Origin of the sequence: Rothia sp. HMSC071B01, assembly GCF_001808945.1 — a bacterium.
Lineage (GTDB): Bacteria > Actinomycetota > Actinomycetes > Actinomycetales > Micrococcaceae > Rothia.
The window spans coordinates 286,852-312,376 of the sequence record NZ_KV795070.1 but is presented as its reverse complement, the minus strand read 5'-3'; the positions used below and the strand labels follow the sequence as shown (position 1 = coordinate 312,376).

The 25,525-nt window shown below is 58.1% G+C and carries 17 protein-coding genes; all 17 read right to left on the bottom strand.

From position 1 onward, the window contains the following. Nucleotides 1–51: 51 nt before the first annotated feature. The 17 genes from HMPREF2527_RS02825 to HMPREF2527_RS02745 all read right to left on the bottom strand — a co-directional run bounded on the left by HMPREF2527_RS02825 (nt 52) and on the right by HMPREF2527_RS02745 (nt 25,287). On the bottom strand, nt 52–1,353 hold the full coding sequence (locus HMPREF2527_RS02825; RefSeq protein ID WP_070506217.1) for an AlbA family DNA-binding domain-containing protein: 1,302 nt from the start codon (nt 1,351–1,353) through the stop codon (nt 52–54). 183 nt (nt 1,354–1,536) lie between these two features. Further along, complete coding sequence (locus tag HMPREF2527_RS02820) at nt 1,537–4,599, bottom strand: DNA methyltransferase (RefSeq protein WP_070506216.1); 3,063 nt, start codon at nt 4,597–4,599, stop codon at nt 1,537–1,539. A gap of 121 nt (nt 4,600–4,720) precedes the next feature. After that, nucleotides 4,721–8,173: a helicase-related protein gene (locus tag HMPREF2527_RS02815; protein WP_070506215.1), complete on the bottom strand. Its 3,453-nt coding sequence runs from the start codon at nt 8,171–8,173 to the stop codon at nt 4,721–4,723. 45 nt (nt 8,174–8,218) lie between these two features. Beyond that, nucleotides 8,219–9,433: a DUF3320 domain-containing protein gene (locus HMPREF2527_RS02810; RefSeq protein WP_246824751.1), complete on the bottom strand. Its 1,215-nt coding sequence runs from the start codon at nt 9,431–9,433 to the stop codon at nt 8,219–8,221. A gap of 241 nt (nt 9,434–9,674) precedes the next feature. Further along, nucleotides 9,675–12,152, bottom strand: a complete 2,478-nt coding sequence (locus HMPREF2527_RS02805) for a RelA/SpoT family protein (protein WP_070506211.1) — start codon at nt 12,150–12,152, stop codon at nt 9,675–9,677. A gap of 294 nt (nt 12,153–12,446) precedes the next feature. Further along, nucleotides 12,447–13,643 (bottom strand): protein translocase subunit SecF, encoded by a 1,197-nt coding sequence (gene secF, locus HMPREF2527_RS02800; protein WP_070506204.1) that lies wholly within the window; start codon nt 13,641–13,643, stop codon nt 12,447–12,449. 2 nt (nt 13,644–13,645) lie between these two features. Further along, complete coding sequence (gene secD, locus HMPREF2527_RS02795) at nt 13,646–15,337, bottom strand: protein translocase subunit SecD (RefSeq protein ID WP_049362687.1); 1,692 nt, start codon at nt 15,335–15,337, stop codon at nt 13,646–13,648. Between the two features lie 99 nt (nt 15,338–15,436). Then, nucleotides 15,437–15,796, bottom strand: a complete 360-nt coding sequence (gene yajC, locus HMPREF2527_RS02790) for a preprotein translocase subunit YajC (RefSeq protein ID WP_070506201.1) — start codon at nt 15,794–15,796, stop codon at nt 15,437–15,439. Nucleotides 15,797–16,178: 382 nt separating this feature from the next. Beyond that, complete coding sequence (ruvB, locus tag HMPREF2527_RS02785) at nt 16,179–17,165, bottom strand: Holliday junction branch migration DNA helicase RuvB (protein ID WP_210390358.1); 987 nt, start codon at nt 17,163–17,165, stop codon at nt 16,179–16,181. Between the two features lie 156 nt (nt 17,166–17,321). Then, nucleotides 17,322–17,942 (bottom strand): Holliday junction branch migration protein RuvA, encoded by a 621-nt coding sequence (ruvA, locus tag HMPREF2527_RS02780; protein ID WP_070506198.1) that lies wholly within the window; start codon nt 17,940–17,942, stop codon nt 17,322–17,324. Nucleotides 17,943–18,151: 209 nt separating this feature from the next. Next, the gene (ruvC, locus tag HMPREF2527_RS02775; protein WP_005505862.1) at nt 18,152–18,841 is read right to left on the bottom strand and encodes a crossover junction endodeoxyribonuclease RuvC; all 690 of its coding nucleotides are present in this window, start codon (nt 18,839–18,841) and stop codon (nt 18,152–18,154) included. Nucleotides 18,842–19,111: 270 nt separating this feature from the next. Then, nucleotides 19,112–19,870, bottom strand: a complete 759-nt coding sequence (locus HMPREF2527_RS02770; protein WP_070506196.1) for a YebC/PmpR family DNA-binding transcriptional regulator — start codon at nt 19,868–19,870, stop codon at nt 19,112–19,114. A gap of 132 nt (nt 19,871–20,002) precedes the next feature. Then, nucleotides 20,003–20,770 (bottom strand): type 1 glutamine amidotransferase, encoded by a 768-nt coding sequence (locus tag HMPREF2527_RS02765; RefSeq protein WP_049342026.1) that lies wholly within the window; start codon nt 20,768–20,770, stop codon nt 20,003–20,005. Then, the gene (locus HMPREF2527_RS02760; protein ID WP_070506195.1) at nt 20,770–22,053 is read right to left on the bottom strand and encodes a Mur ligase family protein; all 1,284 of its coding nucleotides are present in this window, start codon (nt 22,051–22,053) and stop codon (nt 20,770–20,772) included. The genes HMPREF2527_RS02765 and HMPREF2527_RS02760 overlap by 1 nt, the downstream gene beginning before the upstream one ends. A 193-nt stretch (nt 22,054–22,246) precedes the next feature. After that, nucleotides 22,247–23,413 (bottom strand): hypothetical protein, encoded by a 1,167-nt coding sequence (locus tag HMPREF2527_RS02755; protein WP_070506194.1) that lies wholly within the window; start codon nt 23,411–23,413, stop codon nt 22,247–22,249. Between the two features lie 548 nt (nt 23,414–23,961). Continuing rightward, nucleotides 23,962–24,537 (bottom strand): HIT family protein, encoded by a 576-nt coding sequence (locus HMPREF2527_RS02750; protein ID WP_049350129.1) that lies wholly within the window; start codon nt 24,535–24,537, stop codon nt 23,962–23,964. Nucleotides 24,538–24,624: 87 nt separating this feature from the next. Next, on the bottom strand, nt 24,625–25,287 hold the full coding sequence (locus HMPREF2527_RS02745; protein ID WP_070506192.1) for a hypothetical protein: 663 nt from the start codon (nt 25,285–25,287) through the stop codon (nt 24,625–24,627). Between the last annotated feature and the right edge of the window lie 238 nt (nt 25,288–25,525).

Genomic DNA, 25,525 nt, shown 5'->3' with positions numbered 1-25,525 from the left:
AGAAGTGGCTTTTCGAAACACATGTGGCTTCTGGGCGGGATATGAATCCGGCTAAGACTCTTCCCCATCAATAACCTGCAGGTTCTGAATACCGCCCTGGTTCACAATATCTAGAGCCAGAGCACGCAAAGGCGGCAGGATATCCTCAATCGGTGCCAGCGGATCAATAAATGTAGAAACCGGCTGAAAACGTTTGATTGGTTCAGGTTCGCTTTGAAGCATAAGATTCCACGTAAATTTATCATGGTTTCTCAAGACGATTGGGCTATTAGCATCGCCTACCAAACCAACGCGAATACGGAATCCCCCAGATACACTACGTTCTTGTGCATGTTCCCGGAGAAGGGAGAAGAAATCTATTAGTGCCTTCTCTACATTAAAAGAGTTGCAATGATTATTTTCTCCAGCTACATACTGTTCTGAAGTAGATTGCACGCCCCGTACATTTCTTCTAAGGCAATAACCTCCCGTCAGAGTTCCGTCATCATGTAGGTGTTTACGATATTTAGCGGCTGCTTGCGCAGAGCTTCGTACCACCCACTGGCGCATTCCTTTGACGCATTCTCCTTGACTCCAAATAAAGTTAAATTCAGTCTCGATTTTTTCTTCTTTTGAACAACTTCCTCGCTGTGAAGCCATGAGATAGGAATATGCCCGCGGGGTAGTATGCTGAATAGCTTTGTCTCTATCCACTGAACCTGCAGAGATTTTTGGGCTTACAGGAACAGCTGCGATGGCAAGGAATACTCCTTGTTCAGGGTTAAGCGCTTCTGTCGCTTGCTCAAAGTACCCCTGCAGGGTCTTTTCCTGCTCAACGCCACGCTGGAACCGTTCACGGAAACCACGCTCAATATCCCTCTCAGTCATGAACACAGTATGCGGCCCATTGCGCCACGGGGCGCGAAAAGCATCATCGCCCTTCCTCGCAAAATGAGGAGCATCCACTGAATCCGGAATATGCATAAGCACAACATACCCATCATCAGGATTTTCTCCGCAAGGGATTTTAGAGAATTCAATACCAGCAACCGGCGGACCAATCTTACTGTAGGCAATATTACGAATTTGCCGTTCATTATCTGCTGACCACTGGATAGGATTCACTGAGGAAGCAGCATTATTCTCGCCATCTTCTTTAATACCAAAGACAATCCAGCCACCACCGCTATTCGCCATAGCGGCAATATCTTTTGCTACTTCTTCCATCACAGCATTGTTTTGTATGCCATAGAACTTTTTCTTCCAATCAAGGTCAGCTGTCTCTTCCACCTTCTCTGCTATGACTTGATTGATATCGTTCATTGTAAGATTCCCCGGTTCTAAACCCAGGGCGCGGTGAATGGGTGTAAACATTAGAACTCCTTATCAAAAGAGGAAATACCCATAGATTCTGAGTGCTATCCGCCCTCAAACCTCAGTATAGATTCCCTACGGAATTTCTGCCCCTGAATCGGTCAAATTGTGCAGGTATGCGGGAGGGCTGCGTGCTCGCTGAGAATAACTCAGCCAGCACGCAGCCCTCACCTATCGAACCAGCTACTTAGCGGTTCGCCTGCGAGCGCGAGGCTTCTTAGCCGGCTTCGCTGCTTCCTCCGCCGCAGTCAGCTCCTGATAGCGCTCGAAAAGAATCTCCAGACGCTTTGCCTCAGAAGAACAACGACGAGTTGCGCCGAACGCGACATCCACCGCAGAATCCAGCTCATCATGCGCCGCACGCAACGCCGGATCCATCGTCGCCAACGAAGCATACATATCAGCCAGCGACACCGGCTCACCCGCACGCTCCTCAATTGCCTCACGCGCCGCCAACACCTTACGGCCCGCAGCAATCACTTTACGACGCTGCTCCTCAGAAATCTCAGGCAGAGGAAGGTTATTCCACACCACCGTATTCGAGAACCTCAAATCAGACTTCAGCTGACCACCAACAGTACGCTGCCAGATGATAAACATCGAAGAAGAGATCAGAGCGAACAGGAAGCCATCCGGGTCCAGAGCAGTAAACGTAGCGTCGCTTGCAATAGTGTCCGCAGAAAAACGCTTAACCGTAAAAACTGGACGGTTAGCAGAAACTACACGTGGAATGCACACGTAAGGGTCCAGCGGCTGGCGCATTTCACCGAATAGGTGAGGAGTTTGTGCAAGCTCCTGCGTTACTTTCTTTGTACTCTGCACACGCATGTGGACAACCCCCGCCACGCGAGCACTCAGTACCGGACTCGAAGCAATTTCCTCTTCCGAGGCGTCTTCCAGCCACAGGCACCAGCGTTCCAGCCCCTGCACCAGCTCCTTAGCACCCACGAAGGGACGCAGATAGCGAGCCGCCACCGGGTCAGCAGTAACCACCGGGTAGTCCTCCACCTCAACGATTAGATTTCCACCATCCGTCGGCTGGCTTCCACGCACCACCTCAGGAATCAAAGAAGACAGAGGCTTAGATCGTTTCTCCACCAGTACATTCGGGCCCTCCACCAGGTAGGCGTTCAGAGTATGAACCGGCTCCTGCTCTACCGTTCGGCGAGTCGACCAATCGTAGTCAAACACTCGAACAGTACGAGACTTCTCCGGGGCCTCCGAGCGAGTAAAGCCCGTAATCACACAGTGCACCGCCGCCTTTCCCGCGGCTTCCGACTCCCACGGGAACGTACGATACGCAAACTTAATACGCCAGCCATCACGGAACAACGGCGCAAACAGCGAAGCAACCGGCTGACCCTGAACAATCGAATTCGTAGACACGAAGGCAAAATCACCAGGAACCACCTTCACATCCAGCGCTTCAGTCTGCTCCTGCAAGGTCTTCAGGTAGCGAGCAGCCTTAGCCAACCACGCCGTCGCAAAATCCAGGTACCCGGCATAGTCCTCGCCCCACGCCAAGCGCATACCCTGATCCTGAGCATCACCCTTCTTCGCCTGACCCACAAAAGGCGGGTTACCCGCAATGTAGACGCGCACGCCGTCAGCCACGTCCTGCGGGGTCACCGGCAAAACCTTCGACCAATCACGGTCCACCTGCTCGCCCGAGGCCTCATCAATCTCAGTCAGAGCATCGCCCTCAAGAATGTGGGCGCTATGGGCCAGAGGAAGACGCACTGGAGCATAGCCGAATTCCTCCATCATCTTCTGGTCCATCTGACGCTCCACCAAAAACATTGCCGTACGCGCAATTGAGGCAGGCCACGGGTCAAGCTCCAGACCATAAAAGTTATCAATCGACACTAGCGGTTCTAATGAACGTACACGGTTAATAGGGCCCTGACGCGTCCCCGCTTCACCCAACATGAGCGAAGATTCTCCGTGCTTGTTGTATGCGAACTTCGTGTCCAGCTCATTCAAATCACGCATACGTACCAAGACGTCCAGCTCCAGCTTACGCATCTCACGGTAGGCAATAATGATGAAGTTACCGCAGCCACAAGCAGGGTCAATGAAGCGAATATTCGCCAGTTCACGGCGCAGGTTACGCAGACGAGTCGGCTCATCCGACTTATCTTCCGCGTTCGTGAGCTTATCTCGCAGTTCATCTAAGAACAGCGGGTTCAGGGTCTTCAGCACGTCCTCCTCCGAGGTATAGTGCTCACCCATCTCACGGCGAGTCTTCGCGTCACGCACCGACTGGAACATCGAGCCGAAAATAGCCGGAGAAACCTTCGACCAATCACGCTCCGAAGTCGCCAACAGCTGCTGACGGAACGTCTTCGCCACCGCGCCGCTCATCTCAGCAGGAAGCGGCACAACGTCCGCAAACATGCCACCATTCACGTACTTAAAGCCAGACAGATACTCCGGAGCATCCGCCACAGCAGAAGCACCCGAAGGCTTCTTATTCAACAGGTCAAAGAGCTCATTCAGGCGCTGAGCCAGATCCGTACCCTCCTGGTGGGTGTCACGAATCATCCGCTCAAACGAGTTTGAATCCTCAGACTCAGACCACATCTGCGTATCATCAGCAAAGAGCAAGAACAGCAGGCGCGCCATCACCGTCGAAATCTGAGCCTCAGACATGCCGGCCTTCACCAACGACTCAAAAAGATCCGCCATCTGGTTCGACGCAACACGAGTCTCATTCACCGTCTCAACATCAAAACCACGACGCATACGGTCCAGAAGACCCAGAATCGACACGCCATTCGCAATGTCATCAGAGGTCAGATACAGCAGAGCACAACGCTCCAACAGCGCCTCAACCTGAGCCTCATCCGTCACCAACAGCTCATGACGAGTCAAACGCGACGACGAAGCGCTCGGCCAACGCCACACCTGACGCGGCGTAAAACCAACACCCTCCTGCACAAAAATGCACAGGCGGTGCATGCTCAACGCACGCAACGTGCGGTCAACCTCAAGCTGCGAAGTGTTCGACGGAATACGGTCCACACGGCACACCCACACCGGGATGCCCGACTGCGCCGCCACACACTCCACATTCAACACGCCAGAAGGAACCAGCGGGTCATCCACCTTCACAGTCTGCGTCTTGTAGGCCCCACGGCGCGGGGAATCCCAGCCCAAAGACTCAACAAAAAAATCCTTAATCCGGGCACCAACAAGGTACCCGCGAGCCGCTTCATACTTGCTATCAGGCCACGTAACAGCCATACAATACTCCTCACGAAAAACAGCAAACCAAACACTCGGCTCACTACAAAACTATTCAAACCCACGGTGCAGGGCGTATGGTACGCCCCGCACCGCCGATCTAAGCCTCAGAAAAGGCAAACTAGATAGAAGGCGACTCGCCCACAGAATCAGGGTTTACCATCGACATGGAACACACCACGCGAGCAGTCTTAAGGTCAGCTTCCTTCACCAACAACGCATCATCCTGGTGCATACGCAACAACGCATCCAACAAAGAGCGATCATCCACCTTACGGCGCAACATACGGCGCAGTTCAGACTCAGCCTGACGACGGAGCGGGTAATGGTGCAGCTTATTCAGCACATCCTGCTCCCGCTCCTCCAACTGCAAGGTCTCCAACAAAGCCGTGTTATCAGTCCTAGAGAAGCGGTTCCACACCTGACGACGTACACCACGCAGATTACCCTGCGCCGTGCCCTCCTGCCGCAAAACATACTGAGTCAACTTCTGCTGCAGGTCATACTCCTCCGGGCTCGTCACCTCACCTGGAGTAGAACGCTCAGCATAGAACAAGCCCAAAGCCTGCGCTGGAAAAACCGTACGTTTCTTCACCGAACCAGAATCTGGGTCATACTCAGCCAAAGCGAACAGGTCAATCTCAGAGTTCGTGCGCACATACGACACCATCACAGCATTATCATCCGCCGGATGAACGCTCGACTCACCGCGCAACGCACGAGTAGCCAAACGCTTATCCTGCATCTTCATAATCCGCTCAGCATCCTCAGGGTACTTCTTCGCAAAATCAGCCCAACGCTCCGCAGCCTCAGACACCACATCAATACCCTCTTCCTCAGGTTCCGAACTATCCAGATTGCCCGAGTAGAAATCCTCAAGAGTACGAGCCGTAGCATCATCAGAAGACATATCAGTAAAGAAGGCCTGATCAGCGCCAAAAGCCTCAGCAGCAGACTCCAAACGCTCACGAATACGCGAACGCAACTTCAAAGTCTTCTCCACCGTCTGATGCGAAATCAGATACACGTTCACCTCATGATGAACCTGACCAACACGGTCCACACGACCCGCACGCTGAATCAAACGAATAATCGCCCACGGCAAGTCATAGTTCACCACCACGTGAGCATCCTGAAGGTTCTGCCCCTCAGACAGCACGTCGGTAGCTACCAGCACACGCAACTCAGGACCGTTCAAAGCAGGAGCCTCCGCATCAGATGCCTGCTCCGTCGGCACACGGTTCGACACCGGCGAGAAACGACGAGCATACAATGCAGGATCCTTCGTATCACCAGCCACCGCTTCCACATTCTCAACGCCCAGCTTCCGCAGGCCCTCAGCAATGTAGTACGCGGTGTCCTTATACTCCGTGAACACCAGCACCTTATCGTTCGCGTGCTTCTGCTCAATCAAATCACGCAAAGCATGCAGCTTCGAGTCAGTCTCAACCTGCCACGCGCCAAAGCGCCCCAGCATAGCCTTAATCAGCTCGCTATCATGTTGCAAATCATCACGCAGACGAGACGTAAACACAGTCGAGGAAACCCACTTCGTCTGAGCCGGTGCACTCTGAACCAGGCTCTCATACATCTGCTCCAGGTTTCCGCTCAGGTCCTGAACCTGCAGGCCATCCACAGACTCAAAGTCAGCCGCGTCAGAACCCTCCAGACCCAACTGGTCATCCGAGAAACTACCCGTCGGAACACTCAGCTGATGGTCAATCGCGTAAATCCACAGCTCGTTACGAATCAACTGACGAGTCAACGACTGAATAAACGAATAACCCGAAGAGCTCAAACGCTTATACAAGCCCGAAAGCACAAAGCCACGCACATTACCGCGACCCGAACGAGCCGCCTCAATAATCGCCTTATCCTCCGGAGAATGGTATGCACTCGGGTTGTCATACCCCGAAATGTCATAACGCGGCAGACGCAAATCCCTCAAATCATCAAGGGTCTGGTCATCCTCCATAAAACGGGCAGGGTCATCAGCCTTAAAACTATGGCTCACCGGCTGCGACACCCAATCCGGGTAATAGAACTTACCCGTCGACAGCTCCAGGTAGCTACGCTCCTTCGTCACCAAACCATCAGGAGAAGTCCACATCTCCGTCGGCGCCTGGCGCTTCGTGTACGCACGAGTACGACGTACCAGATGGTCACTCATCAGCGTGCGCCAATCCTCCGGTTCCTCAGAAATCTCAAAAGCACGCAGGGTCGACAGGTTGCCCTCCAGCTTGTCGAACTTCTTCGAGTACTTCTCCAGGCCCTTCTCCGGAATAATACCCAGGTCAGCGTCCTCATCAAGGTACAGAGCCAGCTGCGCCTTCACATCGCTAAACGAAAGGTTAAACGGGGTCGCAGTCAGAAGCAGAACACGCGACTCATTACGCGAGATGTACTCTTTAATAGCACCCCACAGCTGCGTCTTCTCATTACGCAGATTATGCGACTCATCGCAAATCACCAGCTGATAACGCGCCAAATCAGGCAACTCAGCAGCCGCCATCGAATAGCGAACCACCTTACCCACCACGTCATACTCACCCAGATGCTGATTCCACATCTGCTCCAAGTTCTTAGGGCACAACACCAGAACGCGCATATTCTCTTCGTTCTGCAACATCGACGCCACAGCAATCGCAGTCAAAGTCTTACCCAGACCCACCACGTCACCCAGCATCGTGCCGCCACGGCGCATCAAACGGCGCGCCAAAGTATGAGCAGCCGACTTCTGGTAATCCATCAGCATATGCTCCAAACGCGGAGAAAGCGCATACTCCTGCTCACCAAAACGAGCATCCTCAGACAGCTCGTAGCAGACCTTCATATACACGTCATACGGGTCAGCCGGCTCAACCCACGACTGATCAATCAAATCAATAATCTCGCGGGTAATATCAAACGACGTACGCTCACTCCACAGATCCTCAAACCAATTCTTCAACTTCGCCGCATGATCCGAATCAGTCAACTCAACATTGAGCTCCAAATTCGTGTGCAAACCCGGGTGAGTAAAGTTCGAAGAACCGACGAAGCCTACGACCGAATACGGGCCGCGCAGGTCCGCCTTATGCGCAATATACGTCTTACCGTGCAATGCCTGCTTCGTGTACACCTTCATCTGCACACGGCCAGACTCCAAATGCTCCTTCAGGGTCAACAAAGCCTGACGACGCGAAGAACTCGTACCACCAGCCATCAGCTGGCCACGCAAATGCTGAACCAGCTCATCGCGGTAGCCCGGGCGTTCGTTGTTCTCCACAGACGGCGATTCTTCGCCGCGCATCTCCGCCTGCGCCTCACGATACATCTGCTCCGTCACCGAACGCGGCACCATACCCAGCAGAATACGAGCCACCGGAACGTTCTTCTTCGGATCCTCGCAGGGCTCATAAGGAGCCGATGCGATCTCACCGGCGAACTCGCTCCACGCGCTCAAGTTCATATAGCCCGTCGCAATATCCAGACGGTCATAGTACTCCATCGTGCGATGCAGCGCGTCAGCAAGCTTCGCGCCCTTACCCTCCCCCTGCGGAAGGTAACCAAGATTATCGTAAATTTCAGCCATGAAAATAACCTTTACATGTGAGTGATTAAAAAGTGAGTGAAAAAACTACGCCGCAAGCAGCGCCTTAGCCAGCTCCAACTGAGCCTTAACCTTCGCGGTACGACGCTTACGGCCAAAGGTCGCCAACACAGCCGACTCAACGTCCTGACCATCATCCATCAGCTCAGGATTCTGCTCATAGAAGCGCCACGCATTCGCAATCTCAACCGGACTAATCTGGTCAAACTCGCGCACCGCACCATCAACCGAAGGACGGAACTCGCCATACTCCTCGCGCGGCTCCTCAACGTGCCACACGAACTTATGCTCATCCACCTGCAGCTCAGGCATGCGGTCCGCCAAACGGATAATCCAGTCACGGTTCTTCTTCGCCAAACGGCTCACACCAAAGCACTGCGCCGCCAAAGTCGCCAAACGATCAGCCTGAACCGGGCCCTCAGCAGACACAATCTCTTCAAGAGCAGCAGACATCTGCTCCTTAGAACGCTTACTGCGCAGCGAATCAAAAATGTCACGGTCACCCAACGAAATCGGCTCCCACGGCTCAAAGGGGTAACGACCCTCCCCCACCGCAAGACACAGCGGAGGAACCGAGGAATCAGAGACCGATGCCGGCTGAGAAGCCGAAGCAGGAGCCGCAGGCTGGGCGGGTCGAGAAACCGGTGCCGGGCGAGTAAACGCACCACGAGGCGCAGACACCTCAGTCTTCACCTCACGGGCAGTCGACACAGCCTGACGAACCTCCTCATCCAGCTCACGACGAACCGGTGCCACCTCACCAGCACCAAACAAATCAGCATGCACACGGTTCAGCTGGCTCTCACACCACTCCTGCTGCTCCGGCGCACCCAACGCCTCAAAAAGACGCGCCGCCGAATCGTAGATACGCACCGCATCATTGCGGTTCATATCCCTGCCGTGCATCTTCTTGTTGCGGAAAATACGCAAATCCTGCGCATACGTACCCACGGTACGGCTCGAATCAGGCTCAAATGGGTGCTTCCGCTCCGGAGTACCTACCGGCTCAGTCAGCATACGCAACTGAAGCTGAACGTCTCGCGGGTTGTAACGGCTCAACTCCACCTTGCGCTTACGCTGATCATCCAAGTAAAGCAGAATAGAAACCCAGCCATACTCCTCTACCTGAGACTGGGACATCACCCCCTTCTCCACCACCAAGCGAGTCAGCAGCGGATCAAGCTCACGGCCCAAATACTCCAAACAAGAGAAAGTGTAAGCGTTTGCCTTTTCAATAGACATATAAAAACCATTTCGTTGTATGTGTAGCGGCGACCATTGCCACCACATTCATTATGCCTAATGAGAACGACCTGTGCGTACTGGTTCGTCATTATGGAACCCAACCCGCTTCTCAACGTAAAGACCAGAAAATAGAAATCCGGCCCGTCTACTCCATCAAGAGTAGCGGGCCGAACGGTTAACTCAAGAGTACAAAAACCAGCACCCAAAAATCAACACATGAAGGATATTTCTAAAGAGCCTACGCTTCCGAGGGCTTCGCGCCGGTCAGGCGGTACGCCTTGTACACGCCCGTCACGTTACGGACCACGTTCAGCACGTGCTCCAGCATGAAACGGTCACCCAGCTCCAGGGCGAAGCGGTCCACCACGGTACGATCCTCCGAAGTGTGCACGCGCGCATCCAGAATGTTCACACCCGACTCAGAAATCGCACGAATCAGGTCGCTCAGCAGGCCCTTACGGTCCAGCGCCTCCACCTGAATCTGCACACGGTACGTAGCGGTCGGCGAAGACGCCCACTCGACCGTCGTCACGCGCGGCTCCTCGTCAGCGTTACGCATGTTCGGGCAGTCACGGCGATGCACCGAAATACCGTTATAGCGGGTCACAATGCCGATAATGTCATCCGGCGGAACCGGGGTGCAGCAACGCGCAATCTTCGTCAGCACACCCTCAGCACCCGGCACAATCACACCGTTATCGCCAATCGCCTTGCGGGTCGACTTCAGCAGCGTCTCGTCAAAGTCGCTGACCTCAACCTCGGGTGCCGGCTCGTCGCCACGGTGCACCTCAACGAGGGTGTCAATGACCTGCTTCGGCGCGATCTCGTGCTCACCAATCGCACGGTACAGCGACGCCACATCGTTCTTGTGCAGCAGCTGAGCCACCTGAGTCATAATCTCCGGGCTCATCATCTTCTGCAGCGGCAGCTCACTGTTGCGCATGCTCTTGGTGAGCATCTCGCGGCCGGCGAGTAGCGCCTCCAGGCGGCGTTCCTTCGCGAAATACTGGCGGATCTTCGTGCGAGCGCGTGAGGAGCGAACGAACTTCAGCCAGTCCTCGCTGGGTCCGGCGTCTTCGTTCTTCGTGGTCATAATCTCCACGGTCGCGCCGGTAGGCAGGACCGTGTGCAGCGGCACGAGGCGGCCGTTGACCTTCGCGCCAACCGTGCGGTCGCCGACCTCACTGTGGATGGCGTAGGCGAAGTCCACGGGGGTGGAGCCGTTGGGCAGGGCGATTGCCTCGCCGTTGGGGGTAAGTACGACGATTTCGTCGGTGTCGAGGGTGTCAGCGAGCGACTCATAGAACTTCTCCGACTCCGGGTTGGAGTTCGAAATCTCGGCAATAGACTGCAGGATGCCGACGTTCATCATCGCCGAGGTCTGGGTGCCCGGCTCCTTCGGGTCCTTCGCGGGCGCACCGCCACGAGCAGCGACCTTCTCGCCGCGCGACGCCGCCTTGTAGCGCCAGTGCGCAGCCACACCGTACTCAGCTTCTTCGTGCATCTTGTAGGTGCGGATCTGAATCTCAAGCGGCAGGTTGCCCGGGCCGTACACGGTCAGGTGCAGCGACTGGTAGTTGTTGTTCTTCGGGTTCTTAATGTAGTCCTTGAAACGGCCAGTCATCGACGGCCACAGGGACAGCACGTGGCCGAGCACGGTGTAGCATTCCGCCTCTTCCTCGACCATGATGCGCACGGCGAGGATGTCGTTAATCTCGTCGAAGCTGCGGCCCTTCGTCTTCATCTTCTGATGAATCGAGTAGTAGTGCTTCGGGCGGCCCGTCACGGTCGCGTCGATGCCCACGTCTTTCAGACGCTCCGTAATCTTGGTGCGTGCCTCGTTCAGGAACTTTTCGAGCGCGGGGGTGCGTTCGCCGACCATGCGCACCATTTCGGCGTAAATCTCCGGGCTCATGGCGGCGAAGGAGAGGTCCTCCAGCTCCCACTTGATCGTGTTCAGGCCCAGGCGGTGCGCGAGCGGCGCGTAAATTTTCAGGGTCTCCTCCGCCTTCTTCGCGGCGGAAGCCTGCGGCACGAAACGCCAGGTACGGGCGTTGTGCAGGCGGTCGGCAAGCTTAATGAGCAGCACGCGAATGTCCTTGCTCATGGACAGCACGAGCTTACGAATCGTCTCAATGGAGGCGTTCTCACCGTAGGTCATCTTATCCAGCTTGGTCACGCCGTCGACCAGGTAGGCGACCTCCTCGCCGAACTCTTCGGTGAGCTGCTCCATCGTGTAGTCGGTGTCTTCCACGGTGTCGTGCAGCAGGCCGGCGGCGAGCACGGGGCCGGTCGCGCCCATCTCCGCAAGAATCGCGGTCACAGCGACAGGGTGGGTGATGTACGGGTCGCCACTCTTACGCTTCTGACCCTCGTGGCAGCGGTTCGCCACCTCGTAGGCGCGCTGCAGCACCTGGATGTCCTCATCCGGGTGGTAGCGGCGCACGGCACGTACGACCGGCGCGATCATCGGGGAGAAACGGATGGTGCCGCCGTGCGAATCGGACGCCTCCATCTTGCTGCTGCGGCTACCGAAGACGAGGCGGTTCGGCACACGTCCGCCAGCAGCCATGACGCGGTGCGAGCCGCGTTTCTTCTTTGCGTCAGACGAATCAGTTTCAGGCAGAGGAATCGGGCCAGCGGGCCGAACCGCGGGCTTCTCGGCGGTCCCTGCAGGGTTCTCAGCGTTGGTGTTCACGGCAGGTTCTGCACTCATTCCAGGCTCCTTTGGGCTCAAGATAATCAGCCGCACACTCAGGTTCCTCATCATTGAGGGCTACACCGGCCGAACCGGCCATCAGCAGGCTCAAACGCGAGCGCACAGTATCTTCACTTCTTATCCTACCCAGCGGTCTGGAACGCGCCAAACTATGCGACGTTTTAACACGCCCGAGCGCGTTTTCTGAGCGAATATCCGGGTGGATGCACGGGCACGCTAAAGGGGAGCCGACACCTCTCGGTATCGACTCCCCTATCGTTAGCAACGCCAGTAGCGCTGGCGGGACGTTGGCTAACCGTTCAGGTTCACGCGGTGAATCTCAATGGTTGCACGTGCCGGCTTCTTAGCGGGCTTCTCGGTTGCCTTCTCGTCCTCGGTCGCCTTGTCAGCAGGCTCCTCAGACTTTGCGGACTTCTCAGACTTCGCAGCCTTCTCAGCCTCGGCGGGCTCCTCCGAAGAGTCACCCTCAGCCTCGTCAGCATCCTCGGCATCCTTGAAGTTGCCGCTCTCCACCTTCGCGGTGTGCTCACGAATCTGAGGCTCACCCAAACGCAGCGAAGCATACAGCGGCGCAGATACGAACAGCGTACCGAACATGCCCACCAGAATACCCACGAACAGCGACAGGGACAGGTCCTGCAGAGTACCCGCACCCAGGATGAACGCACCAATGAACAAGATCGCGCCCACCGGCAGAACACCCACAATAGCGGTGTTAATCGAACGGACCAGGGTCTGGTTCACGGCCAGGTTAATCTGCTCGGCAAAGGTCGTGTCGCGGCGTTCCAACACATCCTCGGTGTTCTCGCGGATCTTATCGAACACCACCACCGAGTCGTACAGCGAGTAGCTCAGAATCGTCAAGAAACCAATAATTGCACTCGGAGTGATCTCGAAGCCGAACGCGGCGTACAGGCCAACCGTCACCACCACGGTGAAAAACAGGCCCGCAATAGACGCCAGCGACATCTTCCAGGTGCGGAAATAGAACGCCATACCAATCAGCGCAAGCACCACAAACGCGACCAGACCCCAGAACGCCTGACGGGTCACATCCGCACCCCAGGTCGGGCCCACAAACGAAGAGGTCACGTCATTCTCAGAGACGCCGTAACCCTCCTGCAGAGCCGCCTTCACCTGCAGAGTTTCATCATCGCTGAGCTTGCTCATCTGGGCACGAATCGTACCCGGCGCAATATTGGTCACGCGAACATCCGAAGCGTCCTTCGCCTTCTCGTGAATAATGCGCTCACCCGTAGCAGTATCAACGTGCGCGGTCTTCGAGACCACGAACTCCGAACCGCCACGGAAATCAATACCCAGGTTGAAGCCGCCACCAACAGCCGGAATCAGAACCGAAACCGCCATCAGCACAGCCGCAAGCAGCAGCCACAGGCGGCGCTTACCCACGAAGGGGTACGAGCGGGCGCCCGAATGCAGGTCATTACCGAAGCGGGCAAAAGCATTAGGTTTCACATCGGTAGCCATGCTTAGCTCTCCTTCTTCTCATCAGAAGCAGACTCGTCAGCCTCAGCGGCAGCACGCTCTGCACGGCGACGCTCAGCAATGCTCAGCTGCTTCTCCTCCGGGCTGCGGAGGCGACCGGCACCACGGTACAGCGGCGTAGCGCCCAGCGACTCAGGCGACAAGCCCGAGTGGCGGTGACCCTCACCGAAGTAACGAGTATTCGCCAGCAGAGTCAGCATCGGGTGGGTGAACAGGTACACGACCACAAGGTCAGCAATCGCAGTCAAACCAAGGGTGAACGCGAAGCCCTTCACCGAACCAACCGACACCACGTACAGCACCACAGCAGCCAGCAGGTTCACAGCCTTCGACGCCAGGATAGTGCGGGATGCACGCTGCCAACCGTGGTTCACCGCCGACGGGATTGTGCGGCCCGCACGGATCTCATCACGGATACGCTCGAAGTAGACGATGAACGAGTCAGCCGTAGCACCAATCGCCACAATCAGACCCGCCACACCAGCCAGGGACAGGCGGTAGTTCAACGCCCAACCCAGCAGCGCAATCGCCTCATACGAAATGATGCCAGCCACAACCAGCGACATCATCGTGACAAAGCCCAGCAGACGGTACTGGAACAGCGAGTAGACAAACACCAGCAGCAGACCAATCAGGCCAGTCAGCAGACCCACACGCAGCTGCTCCGAACCCAGGGTCGCAGAAATCTGCTGCTCCGACTGGATCGTGAAGCTAATCGGCAGGGCACCGTACTTGAGCTGATCGGCGAGAGCCTTCGCCTCCTGCTCAGTGAAGTTACCGGTAATCTGCGGCTTACCGTCAGAAATCACTGCCTGCGACACCGGGGAGGACAGCACCTTGCCGTCCAGCAGAATCGCGAAGCGGGCACGCGGATCATTTGCGTTCTGCGCACGAATCGCGTTCAGGCGAGAAGTAATGTTCTGGAACTTCTCACGAGCAGCATCGTTGAACTGAATGTTCACAGCCCAACGGCCCGTAGTCACGCCCTGACCGGTCGTCTCCTGCGAGTGGCTTGCGGTAGAAATATCGCTACCGCTCAGCTCCACAGGACCCAGAATGTACTTCTCCTGACCGTCAGTGGAACACGCCACCATCGGCTTAGTCGGGTCAGCACTATCGGCATCCTCATTACGTGCCGCGGTGCAGTCCTTCGCCTCGTACTGCTTGTACAGGTCCGCAGTAATCCAGTTACGGTCAGAGCCGTCAGTCGGCTCCGCGGAGGGCTTGGGCAGCTTATCGTCCGCAGTGCGGGCATCCTCAGCCACCGCAGTACCGGCACCAGAAAGCAGCACCGGGCGGAACGTCATATTTGCAGACGCCTGAATCAGCTGACGAGTCTCAGCGCTAATCGTTCCGGGAACCGAAACAACCACGTTATTGCCCGAGCCGAAAGAGGTGGTAACCTCCGCCTCCGAAACGCCGGCACCATCAACGCGCTGACGAATAATCTCAACCGCCTGGTTCAGCTGCTCCTGGGAGACGTTCTCATCCGAAGAGCCATTGACCTTCGGAGAAAGAATCATCTGAGTACCACCCGAAAGGTCCAGGGCGAGCTTCGGTGCCCAAGAACCTCCCGAGTAGGTGGTGCCGAAAATACCGGCAGCCATAACAACCATGAGCAGGACCATCGAGAGGAGCGCCCCTCGCGCGGCTGCAAGCGGTGAACGCTTAGCCATAATGTTCCTTCTTCGTGTGAATAGTATTGAGTATTCTACAGATTCCGTAACGCGAAAACCCGACGCCGCTCACTGGGCGCCGGGCTCATACGCTCTGAATTACTTAGCAGTATCAGAAGAGGTATCGGAAGCGGGAGCTTCGGATGCGGTAGCCTCGTACGCGTCCTCGGTCAGGGGCGCTGCGGGGGCTTCCTCCTCAATGACGGCCATAATCGCGTTCAGTGCCAGGGTGATAACAACACCGTCCGCAATCTGAAGCTGCAGCTTGTTGTTCTCAAGGTCAGTGCTGACAACGGTGCCGTAGATACCTGAACCAGTCATCACCTGGGTGCCGGGGACGAGAGACTGCTGCATTGCGCGCAGTTCCTCCATCTGCTTACGCTGACGCTTCTGGGCAGAGAACATCATCCATGCCAGCAGCGCCATCATGGCGATCATAATCAGGAGGTTAAAATCCATGGTCTCACTTTCACATCCGCACCCGTGCCGCTCACCGCGAGGGTTGAGCGTACCAGAAGGTGTGGAATCGTAGATACAGTACGTATCCATCCTACGCGAGAGCATGAGCTTTAGCGCCCCGAACCAGCGTTTTTGTGAGGTTAACCTGAGTTTTGGACTCTCTCGGCGTAATTTTATGTCGCCGACAGAGCCGGGCAGAGCTCGATGGAGCCTGCAGAACCGGTAGAAGAGCTTGCCGCGCCTGCAGAAGAACTACCGCCCCTGCAGAAGAGATACCGGGGGCACAGAGAAGCCCGCGGGAGGCGGATACCTCCCACGGGCTACTACAGTGTTATCAGCTGGTGCGGGGCTAAAGTGATACGGGTCTAGAGCTGATGTGGATCTAGAGCTGAATCTCCGGCGCTTCCAAGCCGAGGTGCTCCCGCGCCGCGGGCAGAGCCACACGACCGCGCGGGGTACGGCCAATCAGTCCCTCACGCACCAGGTACGGTTCGGCAACCGTCTCCACGGTCTCCGTCTCTTCACCCACCGCAATGGCGAGGGTGGACAGGCCCACCGGGCCGCCGCCAAACTTGTGAATCAGCGCCTCCAGCACGGCGCGGTCCAGGCGGTCCAGGCCGCGCGAATCCACCTCGTACATGTCCAGCGCGGTTGCGGCATCGGTCGCGTTGATGCGGTCCACGCCGTTCACCAGCGCCCAGTCACGCACACGGCGCAGCAGGCGGTTCGCAATACGCGGCGTGCCGCGGGAACGACCGGCAATCTCCGTGAAACCCTCGGAGGTAATCTGCATGTCCATCAGGCCCGCGCTGCGGCGCAGCACCAGCTCAAGCTCCTCCACCGAGTAGAACTCCAGGTGGCCGGTAAAACCGAAACGGTCACGCAGAGGGCCGGGCAGCAGACCCGCACGAGTCGTCGCACCCACCAGGGTGAACTGCGGCAGCTCCAGCGGAATGGAAGTCGCACCCGCGCCCTTACCGACGACAATATCCACACGGAAATCTTCCATCGCCATGTAGAGCATTTCCTCAGCCGGGCGGCTCATGCGGTGAATCTCATCCAGGAACAGCACCTCACCGGGGGTCAGCGAAGACAGAATCGCCGCCAAATCACCCGAATGCTGAATCGCCGGGCCAGAGGTGATGCGTAGCGGCGCCTCCATCTCCGCCGCAATAATCATCGCGAGAGTGGTCTTACCCAGACCGGGAGGTCCCGAGAGCAGCACATGGTCGGCGCTACGGCCACGCATCTTCGAAGCCTCCAGCACCAGGGACAGCTGCTGACGCACACGACGCTGACCCACAAAGTCGTCCAGGGACTTAGGGCGCAGTGCCGCCTCAATCATCTTCTCTTCGGGCTCTTCTTCCATCGCCACAAGGCGCTGGGCGGGAGCTGAAGACGCCTGAGTGCCGGGTGCCTGGCCGGGAAAATACCCGCCAGAGAGCTGCGGCTCATAGGGATTCTGGCTCATAGAATTCTTCTTTCACAAAAGTTTGAGTGGGATACATCGAACAGGGCGCGCGGTCTAGTGGCGGCCCACCGTGTTCTGAGTACCCAAGGAGGCGAGCACACCGCGCAGAGCCACACCCACCGGCTCAGTCTCTGCGGCAGGGTTGTGCTTCACGTAAGCGTCAATAGCGGCGGAAGCGTCCTTCTCGCTCCAGCCCAGGGAGGTGAGGGCGTCAAGCACCTGCGGCTTCCAAACAATGCCCTGGCTCAGCGGCAGCTCATCGGTCTGACCATCGCTCAGAATCAGCTTGCCGGCAAGCTCCAGCACAATACGGCGGGCGCCCTTCGGGCCAATACCGGGAACCTTCGTGAACGCCTTATCGTCACCGGTCGCCACGGCACGCTCCACCTCCGAAGCGGTATGAACACTCAGCACCGCCAGCGCAATACGCGGACCAATACCGGAAACCGAGAGCATCATGTCAAACACTTCACGCTCGGCAGGCTCCGAAAAACCATAGAGAGTCATCGACTCTTCACGCACAATCATGGTGGTCAGCACGGTAGCTTCCTCACCGGTGCGCAGCTTGGAGAGAGTACGCGCGGTCGCGTACACGAGCATGCCGAAACCGTTCACGTTAATCACCGCATGATCAAGGCCCACCTGAGCCACACGACCGGTCAGGGATGCAATCATTTCTCTCCACCTTTCAACACCGCGCCCCGAATTAGGGCTCGCGGCAGTGTGAGGGCACCGGGCACTCCGGCACCCACAGAACGCACTCCCCCAGTTCGACGGGGAGACACTACAAGTATATTAGAATATTTCTTCTGAAATCAAGCATATATTCGAACTTCTTAGCGAATACCTGCGAGCGCTCAGAAGACTCACACACGCCCCGCCAGTTAGCGGCGAGCGCGCGCCTCTGCCTCCATCCAGGCGCGCTGCGCGGGGGTCAGCGACCCACCACGGCGAGCCTGCGCCGGGCGTGAACCCTGGTGAGTCTGCGTCTGCGCCGACATGTTAATACCCGAACCGATGCCGCCGCCGCGCCAGCCGTGGCAGATGGCGATGGCCAGCGCGTCGGCCGCGTCCGCGGGCTTCGGCATGGAATCCAGCCCCAAAATGCGGGTCACCATGCGACCCACGGACGCCTTGTCCGCGCGGCCGCTACCGGTCACCGCCGCCTTCACCTCCGAGGGGGTATGGAAGAACACCGGCACGCCGCGCATTGCCGCCGCAGAAATCACCGCGCCCGAAGCATGCGCCGTACCAATCACCGTGTTCACCTGCTCCTGAGCGAAGATACGCTCAATCGCCAGGGCATCCGGCTTATAGGTGTCGAGCCAGTGGGAGGCGGCGTTGAAAATCCAGAGAATACGCTGATCCAGGGACTCCGCCGGGATTGTGCCGGCAACACCCACGTTCACGAAGTGCGCCTTACGGTCGGCGGTCATATCGAGCATGGAGAAACCGCAACGGGTCAGGCCCGGGTCAACACCCATGATGCGGGTCGCACCCGGCACACGCTCCACGGCGGCGGCGGTACGGTTCTCGCGCATGCTATCGCGTGCGGCAGGTTGAGCGGCGGCCATCATCTCCCCTTTCGACAAACTCCCTATAGAATCTCTAGATTCTAGCCCTTCAGAATCCTAGCACCCGGCACCGGGGCGTGCCACGAGCACGGTCATAACGAGCACAGTCACCACACGCGCGATCACCGCGTAAACAGTCACCGCGCGCCCTGCGAAAAGTACCCCGCGCATCCCCAAAACGCTAAGAAGCCACTCCCCCAACCAGCCACCCTACGGCGGCTCGGTTAAAGGAGCGGCTTCTTCAAGCATCAGATATCAGAATCCGAGTGATTACTCAGCTTCCAGCTCTGCCATAACCTCGTCAGAGACGTTAGCGTTCGAGTAGACGTTCTGAACGTCGTCGAGCTCTTCAATAGCGTCTGCCAGCTTCATGAACTTCTTAGCGCCCTCAGCGTCCAGGTCAACCTGCATGGTCGGGCGGAAGACCGGGTCGTCGTTGTTGTACTCCAGGCCAGCCTCGTCCAGTGCCTTACGGATCTCAGGCAGGTCGGTCGCTGCGGACACAACGGTGAAGATATCGCCCTCGTCCAGAACCTCTTCAGCACCTGCATCCAGAACAGCCATCAGAACGTCGTCCTCGGTCAGACCGTCAGTCTTGGTGACCTCAGCAACGCCCTTACGCTCGAACAGGAACGCAACCGAACCCTGGTCAGCCATGGTGCCGCCGTTACGGGTCACAGCCAGGCGAACCTCAGACGCTGCGCGGTTACGGTTATCGGTCAGACACTCAATGTACAGAGCGGTACCCTGCGGGCCGCGTGCTTCGTACATGATTTCGGTGTAGTCAATGGTCTCACCGGTCAGGCCAGCGCCACGCTTGATTGCGCGGTCAATGTTGTCGTTAGGAACGGAGTTCTTCTTCGCCTTCGACACAGCCAGGTCAAGAGCGGGGTTACCAGCAATATCAGCGCCGCCCATACGTGCCGCAACTTCAATTGCCTTAATGAACTTCGCGAAAGCCTTCGCGCGCTTAGCGTCGATAGCAGCCTTCTTGTGCTTAGTAGTCGCCCATTTAGAGTGACCGGACATTCGTATCTCCCTTAGTCAAAACCTCTGTGCGGACACGGCGAAACGTCCCACGCACCGTACTGTACTCACATAACTATACCGTAGCGGAGGCGCACACCACCTCAGAAAGTGCACGCCACCGCCAGGAATAGGCTAGCGGGGGCGGGACGCAGCCGAAGCGCGCGCCTTCTCCACCAGCGAGTCGTCAATCGTGTTCGGCGTGAACTCGCCAAACTTACGCTGAGCCGCCTGCTCAATCAGGTAATCCGAAATCTTCGGGTTCTTCGGCAGCAGCGAACCGTGCAGATAGGTGCCAATCACGTTGTGCACGCGCGCACCCTCATACGCATCGGTCACGTTGTTGCCCTCACCCTTGGTGACGGTAGCCAGCGGGGTGCAGCCGGAACCCAGGTAGGTCAGGCCCGAGTGGTTCTCAAAACCAATCACGGTGCCGAACTCCTCAGACTCCTCAACAATGTTGCCGATCAGGCGGTCATCGCCGCCGACCGTGTGGGCATCAAAAATGCCGATGCCCTTCAGCACCTCACCCTCACGGGTGCGGAATTCCTTGCCGAACAGCTGGTACAGGCCACAAATGACGAGCATCGGCACGCCAGCCTCAGCCAGCGAGCGCAGCGTATCACCGTTCGCGTGCAGGTCATCCTGAATCACGGACTGACCGGAGTCCTGACCGCCGCCACCCAGAATAATGTCAACATCTTCCGGGAAAGGCTGACCGGGGTTGTGGTCCAGAATCTGCACGTCAAAGCCGTGCGCCTGCGCGCGACGAGCCAACGCCAGGGTGTTACCCCAGTCGCCGTAAATGTTCATGTCGAGCGGGTACAGCTGCAGAATACGCAGAGTCTTACCGTTATTGGGGCCGGAGGCGGGGGTGCCCTCAAAAGTGTGAGTTGCCGTCATTAGGAAACCCTCTCAACGTCAGTGATCTTTGCGAGCTCTTCACGCAGAGCCAGCATTGCGGTGTAGGTGCAGAAAATACGCATGGGCGCGTTACCACTGGAGGCAATGAAGCCCTTGAGCGCATCGGCAAGGTTCTCGTTGACCTCGTCAACCTTCACGCCGTCATGCTCCAGACGCAGCGCCATATCCCAGGCACGCACACCCGAAACCATCTGCACGCCGGTCTTCTTCAAGCTGTCGAAGTCGACATCCCACAGCCAGGACACGTCACGACCGTCAGCGTACTGGTCGTTAATCGTAATCATGGTGGCGTAGTCGTCAGCGTTCGCGCTCGCCAGGGACAGGCGGAAACCGCTCGGGTTCTTCACGAGCAGCAGCTGCAACGGGCGGCCGTTCACGTTCAGGGTCTCACCGCGACCGAAGGCGGGGGTAATCTTCGCCAGCTCCGCGATGAGCTTATCTTCGTTGAGCTTCTCGCCCATGACGGCGCGGGTCAGTGCCATAGCGCCAGCCGCGTTGAAGATGTTGTAAATGCCGTAGAGGTTGATCTCGCCGACTCGCTCCACACCCGCCAGATCGAAGGTTGCGGAGGTGCCGGAGAACGCGGTCAGGGTGACGTCGGCATCGGGCAGGGTCGCCTTCGCGACGGTGCCGCCGCGCATCTCATCATCCGAGGGGAAGTACGAGCGCAAGGACTCATCCAGACCGTAATACTTGACGGTCACGCCAGGCTGCACGTTCTCAGCGAGGGAGCGGATGCGCGGGTCCTCACGGTTGAGCACCACGGTACCGGTCGTTGCGGAGGCGACGGTCGCCAGCATGCGGCGGGTCGTGTCAATCTCACCGAAGCGGTCCAGCTGGTCACGCAGGACGTTCAGCAGCAGAGCGTAGTCGGGCTTGACGGCCTTGACGAAGTGCACGGCGTGCGCCTCGTCCAGCTCAAGCACAGCAATATCAGCGTCAAGCTTGCCGCCGAGGGTCATCTCGCCCAGCAGTGCCGCAGCGACACCGCGCACAAAGTTCGAACCGGTGCGGTTAGTGAAAACCTTCAGACCCTGAGCTTCAAGCAGCTGCACAGCCATCTTCGTGGTGGTGGTCTTACCGTTCGTGCCGGAGACAACAACCACGCCGTAGGGCAGCTTCGCGAGCTCTTCAGCGACGAAGTCGGGGTGCAATTTTTCCATGACAAGGCCGGGGAAGGCGGAGCCGCCGCCGCGAAGCTTAGTCGCGGCGCGTACGCCCTGGCCGAGAAGACGAATGAGGGGTTTGGACATGCTTACCATTTTAGTACACGCACGCTAACGGCTGAATGTGGGGAGCGGTATCGTTCGCTCATGCCGGACGGGGCGGGGTTACTGGGGTTTTGGCGCAGGGGGTGCGGGGGGGGTTTGGCGCAGGGGTTTGGTGCGGGGCTCCGGCTAGAGCGGAGCGCCGGGGGTATTAGAACAGCGAACCCGCCTAGTACAGTGAACCCATCTAGAACAGAGAACCCTGCACCCTCACCCGCGTGAACTCCTGCGCCGGCTCCACGAGTACATTCCGCCACGCGGCAGTATTCACCAGGAACGCCGCGTCAGCATCGCCGGTGTGGGCGCTCAAAAACTGACCCGCCGCACCCGTACAAAAGAAGCCAGCCGCCCCACTCTCCAGACCAGAATCGCAGGGTGCCAGAGGTTCGGGCGATTGCGCACGCAACACCGCATACGGGCGGTTCATGGCAAGCGACGGAATCCACGGCTCATCCAGGGCGGTGAGCGGCACCTCCGGCTCGGTGCGCGCCAGTTCGGCGAGCGCTTCGCGGGCGCGGGCAACCGCCTCCTGGTGGGCAGAGCGAAGCTGCGCGCCAGGCAACGGGTTCGTCCAGGCGCGGTACTTGCTCGCTACCTGCTTGACCTGCGGAATCTTCGCGAGGGCGGTCACGGCGTCTTCGGCGCGGCGAATGGCAAGGCCGTCGGGTGCGAGCGCAATGTAGGTGGCGGTGGCGACCGCCTGCTCGTCCAGGCGGCGCGGGGTCGAATGCAGGGAGCTCGTGCCGACCTTGTGCGTGCCGTCGGGGAAGGTCGCGATGTAGAGGCGATGCTCCAGCATGGCGTAGGCGCGCATGGATTCGGTGAGCGTTCCGGGGTACAGGTGCGCACTGTGCAGGGCGGTAAATTCGTCGCGGGCGGTGCAGCGCGGGCACTGCTGGCCACGCTGGATGCGGGCACCTTCGGGACAGGGTACGCGGCGGATTCCCGCGGATTCGGGGGCGGCGTCATTGCTCGTACCGGTGGTGTAGCCGGCGCAGTAGCGGTAGAGTTCCCCCTCGCTATCGCGCGGAATGCGCAGCCCCAGGTAGGCGCCGGGGGTCAGCGGAATCTGGATGCGAACCCCGCTCGGAACGCCACGCTGCGCAGGGTTGCTTTCCTGGTTAGGGGCGCTCTCCCCCGCCGCTTGAGACGCCCGGTTATGAGTTCCTTCCGCGACCCCGCCGGGCACGACCGGTTCCACTTCAATGAGCGGGCGGCGGTTGGACCAGCGGATCTGCCTCCAGATGAGCAGCTGCGGCGCGCCTGCTGAATCCCCGACAGCGGCATTATTACCGGCGGCGGGCGCAGCACTAAACTCGTCGAAAGCAGTCTCAAGCAGGTTGGGGTAGTCCATAGCATTCCACTCTAACGGGTCTGGTACATCTAGTGCTGGCAAATCTAGCGGGTCTGGCGGGTTCGTGGCACGACCGGCGGGCTCACCCTAGACGTTCCGCACATTCCCCGCGCGCTCGCCCCCACACGCATCTGCCACGCGCATCCGCAGAACACAAAAAGAGGCCAGCGTCCTTCACGCTGATCCGCACCCCTCGCAGTGTTGCCGTGCGTTCACGCACGACGGGGTGGGTTCTCAGCTGAGGCGCTGACCTCTGTGGTTGAGGCAGGGCGCTTACCCTGCCAAGCCCGAAAGCGATCGGTGACCGCTATTTTTCGGTGAGCTATGCGGTGTTTCTGGAAGCCGGAAGCTTCCCCGCAGCGTCGCTGCATTTAAAACTTTGCCATATCCAATGGACATAACATCATTCAAATACGCATCGACTGCCCAATCTGCGCATTTATGACGCAGAATTTCTGTGCACTAGCTTGCAAATTGAAGCAATTAGTGCAAAATTTCAAAATCACCAAGCCGCTCAGCCGGACTATCTGACGGATGAGCCACGCCATCTAGCTGAGGCGGGCAAACCCCTCCGCGATGGCCACACGCATATCGTCCAGCGTGCGGGACATGGTCTTGGTGTGAGCGATAATCGGCAGGAAATTCGTGTCTCCACTCCAGCGCGGCAGAATGTGCTGATGCAGGTGATCAGCAATGCCCGCGCCGCCAACCTTGCCCTGATTTATGCCAATGTTGAAGCCGTCATTATGCGACACCTCGCGCAGAACCTTCATGGCAAGCTGCGTCAGCTGCGCAATCTCCATGGTTTCTGCCTCGGTCGCATCATCATAGAACGGGATGTGGCGGTACGGGCAGACCAGCAGGTGACCGGGGTTATACGGGTAGAGGTTGAGAATCACGAAGGCATGCTCGCCGCGGTGCACAATCAGCGACTCTTCGTCACTGCGGCTGGGCGCGGTGCAGAAGGGGCAGGTCTTCTCGGTGTAGTCCTTCTGGCCACCGCTCACGTAGGCGGTGCGGTGAGGGGTCCACAGGCGCTGGAACTGGTCCGGTGCGCTGGGTAGCTCGAAGGAATCCTGCACCGAGGCTGCGGTGCCATGCTCGGGGGTCGTGTTCTCGCTCATAGTCCCATTCTATAGCCCGCACGCGGCAACGGGAACGCCCCGTCCGTCATGCGTGCCAGATATGAGATAACTCCCCCGGCAGCGCGCTTAGCTGTGCTGCTTTTCCAGGTGAATGATGCGGGTGGCACCCTCAAAGGTCATGGGGAAGCTCAGCACGCCGTCCTCCATGACGAATTCCTTGGTTTCCTTATCGGAGGCGTACGGTGCGTGGCTCAGCTTCGCGTGGTCCACGTGCGAAATGTAGCTGAAGTTGCCGGTCTTCGCCTCGAAAGTGCCAGCCCAGAAGGGGGTTGCCAGCTCTTCGTGGTTCAGGTGGTAGGTGACCTCGATAATGCCGTCGTGAATGACTGCGTCCATGTAGTTCTCAAGGTTGGTAGAGTCCTGCTGAACCCAGGTGCCGTCCATGATTTTCTGCGAGCGCGCAACGGCTGCCGAGGAAGGCATGGGCGCCGCGGTGTATGCGGCAGGCTCCTGAGCATCCGGCGTATAGCTACCGGCACCCGCCGGCGCGGGGGTTTCAGTGGGCTGGGTCGCGGTCGGGTGAATCGACGGGTCATGCGAGACATTAACCGCCGCCTTAATTCCGGTGCTGTCGTCGCCGGGGGCGGGAACGGCGCTGGGCTCGACGGTTTCAAAAGCTGCGGGGTCAACAACCGCACTTGCGGAGGCGTTATTCGGTGCGGGTGCGCACGCGGTGAGGGAGAGCGCGCCGAGTAGAGCGAGCGCGCCCAGAGTGGACTTAGGTACCACGAACGTGTCCTAACAGAGTTATGTGTTTGAGTGAGTTTGTGAGTTGAGTGGTGCCTCCCCGTGAGTGAGGTGGGGATACGACGACACCCCGTAGCGCATTGAGGCTACAGGGCGTTCGATAACCGGCACGGTAGATAGTTTATAGGCTCTGGCTAGGAGTTTCACCAGTAGCGGTCATTTTTAAAAAGATAGTTTGGTCACATTAGACCTTAAGTTGAGGGGTTTTTCACGCACACGA

Bases quoted from the DNA above. Each gene is read 5' to 3' on its own strand.
- secD (WP_049362687.1), bottom strand. From the start codon at position 15,337: ATGGCTAAGCGTTCACCGCTTGCAGCCGCGCGAGGGGCGCTCCTCTCG.
- yajC (WP_070506201.1), bottom strand. From the start codon at position 15,796: ATGGATTTTAACCTCCTGATTATGATCGCCATGATGGCGCTGCTGGCA.
- HMPREF2527_RS02820 (WP_070506216.1), bottom strand. From the start codon at position 4,599: ATGGCTGTTACGTGGCCTGATAGCAAGTATGAAGCGGCTCGCGGGTAC.
- HMPREF2527_RS02750 (WP_049350129.1), bottom strand. From the start codon at position 24,537: ATGAGCGAGAACACGACCCCCGAGCATGGCACCGCAGCCTCGGTGCAG.
- HMPREF2527_RS02765 (WP_049342026.1), bottom strand. From the start codon at position 20,770: ATGACGGCAACTCACACTTTTGAGGGCACCCCCGCCTCCGGCCCCAAT.
- ruvB (WP_210390358.1), bottom strand. From the start codon at position 17,165: ATGGAAGAAGAGCCCGAAGAGAAGATGATTGAGGCGGCACTGCGCCCT.
- HMPREF2527_RS02760 (WP_070506195.1), bottom strand. From the start codon at position 22,053: ATGGTAAGCATGTCCAAACCCCTCATTCGTCTTCTCGGCCAGGGCGTA.
- HMPREF2527_RS02755 (WP_070506194.1), bottom strand. From the start codon at position 23,413: ATGGACTACCCCAACCTGCTTGAGACTGCTTTCGACGAGTTTAGTGCT.
- HMPREF2527_RS02825 (WP_070506217.1), bottom strand. From the start codon at position 1,353: ATGTTTACACCCATTCACCGCGCCCTGGGTTTAGAACCGGGGAATCTT.
- HMPREF2527_RS02815 (WP_070506215.1), bottom strand. From the start codon at position 8,173: ATGGCTGAAATTTACGATAATCTTGGTTACCTTCCGCAGGGGGAGGGT.
- ruvA (WP_070506198.1), bottom strand. From the start codon at position 17,942: ATGATTGCATCCCTGACCGGTCGTGTGGCTCAGGTGGGCCTTGATCAT.
- HMPREF2527_RS02810 (WP_246824751.1), bottom strand. From the start codon at position 9,433: ATGTCTATTGAAAAGGCAAACGCTTACACTTTCTCTTGTTTGGAGTAT.
- HMPREF2527_RS02805 (WP_070506211.1), bottom strand. From the start codon at position 12,152: ATGAGTGCAGAACCTGCCGTGAACACCAACGCTGAGAACCCTGCAGGG.
- secF (WP_070506204.1), bottom strand. From the start codon at position 13,643: ATGGCTACCGATGTGAAACCTAATGCTTTTGCCCGCTTCGGTAATGAC.
- ruvC (WP_005505862.1), bottom strand. From the start codon at position 18,841: ATGGCCGCCGCTCAACCTGCCGCACGCGATAGCATGCGCGAGAACCGT.
- HMPREF2527_RS02770 (WP_070506196.1), bottom strand. From the start codon at position 19,870: ATGTCCGGTCACTCTAAATGGGCGACTACTAAGCACAAGAAGGCTGCT.